Genomic DNA, 7,103 nt, shown 5'->3' with positions numbered 1-7,103 from the left:
CTCCTGCGGGGCGCGGCTCGGCCGTGCGTACGGCGGTGCGGCCGTCGTGCCGCACCGCCGGGTCAGACGATGCCCTCGGCGATCTCGGCCTGCTCGCGGGCATTGCCGTAGGCCGACGGGGTGCCGTACGAGCGTCGCGCGGCGTACCACCAGGCGCTGGCCAGGGCCAGGACCACGGCCAGGGCGATCGCGGCGTAGTTCATCGAGTCGATGGTCACCGGCGACTGCTGCGGCAGGCAGAACAGCACGGTGACGACGGCCACCCACACGACGGCGGTCCAGCCGATCGGCTTGCTCCAGCGGCCCAGGTTCCACGGGCCGGGCTGGAACCGGTTCCCGGCGCGCAGCCTCAGGTAGACCGGGATGGCGTAGGCCGGGGTGATGCCGATGACGTTGATGGCGGTCACGGCCCCGTAGGCGGTGGCCGAGTACAGCGACGGGAGCGCCAGCACCGCCGCCACGGCGACGGAGAGCCATACGGCCGGGACGGGCGTCTGCGTACGGCTGCTCACCTTGCGCCACAGCGCGGAACCGGGGAGCGCGTTGTCGCGGCTGAAGGCGAAGACCATCCGGCTCGCGGCGGCGACCTCGGCGTTGCCGCAGAAGAGCTGCGCGACGATGACCACGAGGAGCAGGGCGGTGGCCCCGCCCGAACCCAGCGCGTCGATGAAGATCTGGGCCGGGGGGACACCGGTGGCGGTGTTCTGGACGGCCGCGTAGTCCTGGATGGCGAAGGTCAGGCCCGCGAGGAGCGCGAAGCCGGCGATCCAGGAGACCCAGATGGCCCGGACGATGCCCCGGGCGGCCGAGACGGAGGCGTTGGAGGTCTCCTCCGACAGGTGCGCGGAGGCGTCGTACCCGGAGAAGGTGTACTGGGCGAGCAGCAGGCCGATGGCCGCCACGTAGAAGGGGTTGGCCCAGCCGGTGTCGTTGACGAACTCGGTGAAGACGAACGAGGGCGACTGGTGCTGGTCGGGTATGAAGGCCAGGGCGCCCACGATCAGGGCCACGCCGCCGAGGTGCCACCAGACGCTGACCGAGTTGAGCACGCTGACGAGGCGGACTCCGAAGAGGTTGAGTGCGGCGTGCAGCAGCAGGATGCACAGGAAGATCACGAACGTCAGGCCGGGGGTGGGCTCGACGCCGTACTGGAGGTTGAGGAACGCGCCGGTGAACAGGGCGGCGCCGTAGTCGATGCCGGCGATGGCGCCGAGCAGGCCGAGCAGGTTCAGCCAGCCCGTGTACCAGCCCCAACGGCGCCCGCCGAGTCGGTCGGCCATGTAGTAGAGCGCTCCCGAGGTGGGATAGGCGCTGGTCACCTCGGCCAGGGCGAGGCCCACGCAGAGCACGAACAGGCCGACGCCGGCCCAACCCCACAGCATCACGGCCGGACCGCCGGTGCCCAGGCCGAATCCGTAGAGGGTCATGCAGCCGGAGAGGACGGAGATGACCGAGAAGCTGATGGCGAAGTTGCCGAAGCCGCCCATCCGGCGGGCGAGGACCGGCTGGTAGCCGAGCTCTCTGAGCCGTTCCTCCTCGTCCCGCCGGGGCGGGGCCTTGCGGTCCTGGCGGACGGTCGGCGTGGTGCGGGACATGGGGGAAGTACCTCCGGGGGTCGTGAGCGGCGGGGACGTGGAGCGGGGGATGCGCGGTGGGACAGCGTGAACCGGTGGGGAGGCCACGGGGCGCGGGGCCCGCGCGCGGTCAGTCCAGGGCCGCCAGGCTGCGGGCCCGGGCCCGCACGAAGACCTCCATGGCCAGCTCCTGGTCGGCCGGGTCGCGGGTCCGGTGGGCCCACGGCAGGGTGGTCCAGTAGCGGCCGATCGCATCGAAGACCCGCGCGGCGTCACCGAACCGGTGGGCTCCCCACAGCGCGTGGGCGAGGTGGTTCAGGTCGAGCGGCGAGGCGCGGCGCAGGTCGCTGCAGCGGAACCAGGTGTCCAGGGCGTGACCGGCGGCGCGGACGGCCTCCTCGGCGACCCAGTGCAGGTCGAGTGCCTTCTCCTGGCCGCGTTCGCGGCGGTACCGCTCGACGCTGAGGTAGAGCGGCAGGAGGTGGACGGCGGATCCGGGCGGGGCCGAACCGGACGCCCAGTGGACGAAGTTGGCGGCCTCGGTCAGCGGTCCTGGCGTACCCGCGCACACGAACTGCAGCATTCGGTGGTACGCCTCGCGGTTGTACGGATCGCGCTTGTCGATCTGGGCGAGGATGCCCCAGGGGCCGCGGGGCAGCATCAGGGCCGGCGGCGGCTGCCGGTGCTCGTCCATCGAGCGGTGCTCGTCGAGGAGGGCCAGCGCCAATAAGCACACCCAGGGCACGGGGTCGGCGGGGCTGAGCTCAGCGGCGTCGCGGCAGGCGGCCCACGCCTCCTGCCATAACTCGCGCGTGCGGGGGTGGCGCGCCCGGTGGGCGCGGACGGCACGTTCCACGGAGACCCGGGTGTGCATGACGCAGGCGGCGACGCTCCGCGGCTCCTCGGACCGCCACGCCTGGACCACGTCGGATCCGGCCGCGACGGCGGCGAGCACCTGGGTGCGCTGGGTCCACAGCCCCCAGCCGTCCGTCCGGTCCAGTAAGTGGGCCATCGCCACCCAGCGGCCGGTGCGCAGGTCTTGCACGGCGGCCCGCAGGTCGTTGTCGTGGCCGGCGGGGTGGTACACGGGCCGGAAGTCGCCGCCCGCCATCACCTCGCCCCGGTCGGCAGGTAGTCGGGTCGGGCGCGTCTTGCGGTGGTGGTGGTCATCGGTCCTCGCATCGCATGGCCTTCGCGCCTGGTGATCGGCGATCACTATAGAGTGACTGTGAGCGTTCGAGTCATGAAACTTTTTCGAATGCAAGTATCAAGCCACATACAAGATGTGAATTTGCGTCAGAGCCAACACCGTGCGCGCAAACCGATCTTGACGGGGTGGCGTGCGCTGGTGAAGGCTGCCCGGAGACGATCGTGCATGCCGACGCCAGGGACGGAGTGGTGATGACGGGCCCGGTGCTCGCTGTGGACCAGGGCACCTCGGGAACCAAAGCCCTCGTCGTCTGCCCCGCACGCGGAGTCATCGGCTCCGCCGCCACCCCCGTCCGGCCCCGTTATCTGCCGGGCGGCCGCGTGGAAGTCGACCCCCGGGAGCTGCTGGATTCGGTCGTCGACGCGGGGCGCGCCGCCCTGGCCCAGGCCGGTGAACCGGTCGCTGCGGTGGGCCTGGCCAACCAGGGGGAGACCGTCCTCGCCTGGGACCCGGTCAGCGGTGAGCCGCTGACCGAGGCGATCGTCTGGCAGGACCGCCGGGCCGACCAGCTCTGTGCCGAACTGGCGCCGCACGCAGCGGCGTTGCAAGAGCTCACGGGACTGCCGCTCGACCCGTATTTCGCCGCGCCCAAGATGGCCTGGATACGTCGTCACCTCACCCGGGAAGGCGTCGTGACGACCAGCGACGCGTGGCTGGTGCACCGGCTCACGGGTGCCTTCGTCACCGACGCGGCGACCGCCGGCCGCACCCAACTGCTCGACCTCGACACCGCCGACTGGTCGCCCGCGGCACTCGACGCCTTCGGCCTCGCCGGCGAACCGCTGCCCGAGGTCGTCGGCGCGGACACCCACGTCGGCACCACCACCGCCTTCGGGCCCCCGCTGTCATTGACGGGCCTGCTCGTCGACCAGCAGGCCGCACTCCTCGCCCAGCGCGTCACCGAACCGGGAACCGCCAAGTGCACCTACGGGACCGGGGCGTTCCTCCTCGCGCAGAGCGGACCGCGACCCCGCCGCAGCAGCACCGGACTCGTCGGCTGCGTCGCCTGGCAGCTCGGCGGCGAGACCAGTTACTGCCTGGACGGTCAGGTCTACACGGCCGCGTCCGCCGTCCGCTGGCTCACTGACCTCGGCGTGATCTCCGGCGCCCGGGACCTCGACACCGTGGGCGCGACCGCCCCCGACGCCGGCGGCGTCACCTTCGTCCCGGCCCTCGCCGGCCTCGCCGCCCCGTGGTGGCGGGGCGACCTGCGCGGCTCGATCACCGGGCTCGGCCTCGACACGACCGCCGGGCACCTGGTGCGCGCGCTGTGCGACGGCATAGCGGCCCAGGTCGCCGAGCTCGCCGACGCCGTCGCCGCCGATCTCGGCGCGCCACTGGCCGCACTGCGCGTCGACGGCGGCCTCACCCGGTCCGCCCTGCTCATGCAGGCACAGGCCGACCTGCTGCAGATCCCCGTCGAGGTGTCCGCCCTCCCGGACGCCACCGCCCTCGGCATCGGCGCCGTCGCCCGGCTCGGTCTCGACCCCTCCCTCACCGTGCACGAGGCCGTACCGCAGTGGAAGCCGTCCGCCGTCTACGAACCGAAAGCCGGCGCCGGGCAGGCCGCCGAGCGCCGCGGACGGTTCCGGACGGCGGTGTCCGCCCTGCTCGACGGCCCGGCGTGACGGTCACCCGGCGCGGCCGGCTGCCCGGCGGCGACCCGTACGACGTGACGGTCGTCGGCGCCGGCGTCGTGGGCTCGGCCATCGCCCGCGAACTGGCCCGCCTCCCGCTGCGGATCGCCCTGATCGACGCCAGCGACGACGTCGGCAACGGCACCTCCAAGGCCAACACCGCCATCCTGCACACCGGTTTCGACGCGGTGCCCGGTTCCCTGGAGGCCCGGCTCGTCCGGGACGGGCAGCGGCTGCTCGCCGCGTACGCCGCCGACAGCGGCATCCCGGTGGAACCGGTCGGAGCCCTGCTCGTGGCCTGGAACGAAGAGCAGCTCGCGGCCCTGCCGGGCCTCGCCGACAAGGCCGTGCGCAACGGCTACCACGCGGCCCGCATCCTCCCGCCCGCCGACGTGCGGGCCCGCGAACCGGAGCTCGGACCCGGCGCACTCGGCGCCCTCCACGTCCCGGACGAGTCCCTGATCTGCCCCTGGACCACCACCCTCGCGTACGCCACCCAGGCCGTGCGCGGCGGGGTCGAGCTGCACCTCAACTGTCCCGTACGCGACATCGCTCCGGGCCGGCCGCACATCCTCGCCACCGGCCGCGGCCCGCTGCGCACCCGGCACCTGGTCAACGCGGCGGGCCTGTACGCCGACGAGATCGACCGGCTCCTCGGCCACGCGGACTTCACGGTGACGCCCCGCCGCGGACAGCTGATCGTCTTCGACGAACTCGCGCGCGGCCTCGTACGCCACATCCTGCTGCCCGTGCCCGACGCCCGCGGCAAGGGAGTGCTGGTCACGCCGACCGTGTACGGGAACGTGATGCTCGGGCCGACCGCCGAGGACCTGGACGACAAGACGGCCACCGGCTCGACCGCCGAAGGGCTCGCGCTGCTGCGGGAGAAGGGACGGCGGATCCTGCCGGCCCTCCTCGACGAAGAGGTCACCGCCGTGTACGCCGGGCTGCGCGCCGCCACCGGGCAGGAGGACTATGCGATCCGCGCGCATCCCGCCCAGCGCTGCGTGACCGTGGGCGGGATCCGGTCCACGGGCCTGACCGCCTCGATGGCGATCGCCGCCCACGTGGTGGAGCTGCTCGCCGAGGGCGGCCTGCCCCTGACCGGCGCCCGGGAGCCGGAACCGGTGCGGATGCCGAACCTCGGCGAGGCGTTCGCCCGTCCGTACCGCGACGCGGCGATGATCGCGGCGGATCCGGAGTACGGCCGGATCGTCTGCCACTGCGAGCGTGTCACCCGCGGGGAGATCCGCGACGCGCTCGTAGCGACCGTACCGCCCGCCTCGCCGGACGGTCTGCGGCGGCGCACCCGCGCCGGCGCCGGCCGCTGCCAGGGCTTCCACTGCGGCGCCGCCGTCCGCGCCCTGTTCGAGGAGTCGCGCCGGTGAACCGTGCGGAACGGACGGCCCGTACGGATGTGCGGGCCGACGTGCTGGTCGTCGGCGCCGGGCCGGCCGGACTGGCCCTCGCCGCCCGGCTGGCGCGGGCGGGCGCCGGACGGGTCGAGGTCCTGGAACGCGAGCCGGAGCCGGGCGGGATGCCGCGCCACCTGCACCACGGCGGCTTCGGCCGGCCGCCGCTGCCGGGGCTGCGGGGCCCGCAGTACGCACGCCGGGCGGTGCGGGCTGCGCTCGCCGCGGGGGCCGCGCTCCGCACGGGCGTGACCGCCACCGGCTGGGCCGGCCCGCTCACCCTGGAGACCACCGGCCCGTCCGGCCTGGAACGGATCACGGCCCGCGCCGTCGTACTCGCCACCGGCGCCCGGGAACGCCCGCGCAGCGCCCGGCTGGTACCCGGCTCACGCCCGCAAGGGGTGCTGACCGGAGGGGAGTTGTTCCAGGCGGTCCACACCTACGGACTGCCCGTCGGCCGGCGGGCGGTGGTCGTGGGCGCCGAGCCCGCGGCCCGCCACGCGGCGGCCACGCTCCGGCAGGCGGGCACGGAGGTGCTGGCGATGACCACCGAGCATCCGCGCGCCGCCGCCGTACCGGGGATCCCGCTGCTCACGGCGACCACGGTCGGCGAACTGCGCGGCCGGGACCGGCTGACCGGCGTCCTGGTCCGTCACCGGGACGGCCGTACGGGCCTCCTCGCCTGCGACACGGTGGTCTTCACCGGTGACTGGATCCCCGACCACGAACTGGCCCGCCGCGGCGGCGTCCCCCTGGACCCCGGCACGCGGGGCCCCGGCGTGGACGCCTCCTTCCGCACGGCCGCGCCGGGTGTCTTCGCGGTCGGCAACGCCCTGCACGGCATCGAGAGCGCGACCACCGCCGCGGCGGAAGGGGCCGCCGCGGCCGCCCCCGTACTCGCCCACCTGGCGGGCGCCCCCTGGCCGGGGCCCGGCCTGCCGCTGCAGGTCCGTGCCCCGCTCGTGTGGGTGACACCGAACCGCATCACGGCCGGCACCGGGGCCGCCGTCCGGCGGCCCCTGCTGCTGCGTCCCGCGCATTCCGCCGCCGTACCCGCGCTGACGGTCACCCAGGACGGACGGTTGCTGTGGCGGCGCCGCTCGCTGCTCGCGGCGTCCCCGTCCCGCTCCCTGCGCCTCGCGCCCGACTGGACGGGACGGGTGGATCGCGGGGGCGGCCCGGTCGTGCTGACCCTGACCTGAGTGCCCGTACCGGTCCGGGCGGGCACGGCTGATCACGTCGAATGGCGGCGCCGCGATCGCGGCGCCGC

At 74.3% G+C, this 7,103-nt stretch carries 5 protein-coding genes; 3 read left to right on the top strand and 2 right to left on the bottom strand.

All coding sequences use genetic code 11. The annotated features are described in order from the left end of the window. Positions 1-62: 62 nt before the first annotated feature. Together ACFW2G_RS32785 and ACFW2G_RS32780 are read right to left on the bottom strand one after the other, a co-directional pair. Entirely contained in the window at positions 63-1,595 is a 1,533-nt protein-coding gene (locus ACFW2G_RS32785) for an amino acid permease (protein WP_384456501.1), read from the bottom strand. Between the two features lie 109 nt (positions 1,596-1,704). Further along, positions 1,705-2,685 carry a hypothetical protein gene (locus ACFW2G_RS32780; RefSeq protein ID WP_384585561.1) on the bottom strand — a complete coding sequence of 327 codons (981 nt, stop codon included), beginning with the start codon at positions 2,683-2,685 and terminating at the stop codon, positions 1,705-1,707. Between the two features lie 290 nt (positions 2,686-2,975). Between ACFW2G_RS32780 and ACFW2G_RS32775 the strand changes: the two genes are divergently transcribed. From ACFW2G_RS32775 to ACFW2G_RS32765, 3 genes are read left to right on the top strand one after another with little or no spacing between them, the layout of a single operon-like run. Further along, complete coding sequence (locus tag ACFW2G_RS32775; protein WP_384585564.1) at positions 2,976-4,412, top strand: FGGY family carbohydrate kinase; 1,437 nt, start codon at positions 2,976-2,978, stop codon at positions 4,410-4,412. After that, complete coding sequence (locus tag ACFW2G_RS32770) at positions 4,409-5,809, top strand: FAD-dependent oxidoreductase (RefSeq protein WP_384585558.1); 1,401 nt, start codon at positions 4,409-4,411, stop codon at positions 5,807-5,809. The genes ACFW2G_RS32775 and ACFW2G_RS32770 overlap by 4 nt, the downstream gene beginning before the upstream one ends. Continuing rightward, positions 5,806-7,035, top strand: coding sequence for an FAD-dependent oxidoreductase (locus ACFW2G_RS32765; RefSeq protein ID WP_384456492.1), 1,230 nt, complete (start codon positions 5,806-5,808; stop codon positions 7,033-7,035). The genes ACFW2G_RS32770 and ACFW2G_RS32765 overlap by 4 nt, the downstream gene beginning before the upstream one ends. The last annotated feature ends 68 nt before the right edge of the window (positions 7,036-7,103 follow it).

Origin of the sequence: Streptomyces sp. NPDC058880 (genome assembly GCF_042742535.1) — a bacterium.
GTDB lineage: Bacteria > Actinomycetota > Actinomycetes > Streptomycetales > Streptomycetaceae > Streptomyces.
The sequence above is the reverse complement of the archived record's forward strand: the minus strand, read 5'-3'. Positions and strand labels throughout refer to the sequence as shown.

Bases quoted from the DNA above. Each gene is read 5' to 3' on its own strand.
- ACFW2G_RS32785 (WP_384456501.1), bottom strand. From the start codon at position 1,595: ATGTCCCGCACCACGCCGACCGTCCGCCAGGACCGCAAGGCCCCGCCC.
- ACFW2G_RS32780 (WP_384585561.1), bottom strand. From the start codon at position 2,685: ATGGCGGGCGGCGACTTCCGGCCCGTGTACCACCCCGCCGGCCACGAC.
- ACFW2G_RS32775 (WP_384585564.1), top strand. From the start codon at position 2,976: ATGACGGGCCCGGTGCTCGCTGTGGACCAGGGCACCTCGGGAACCAAA.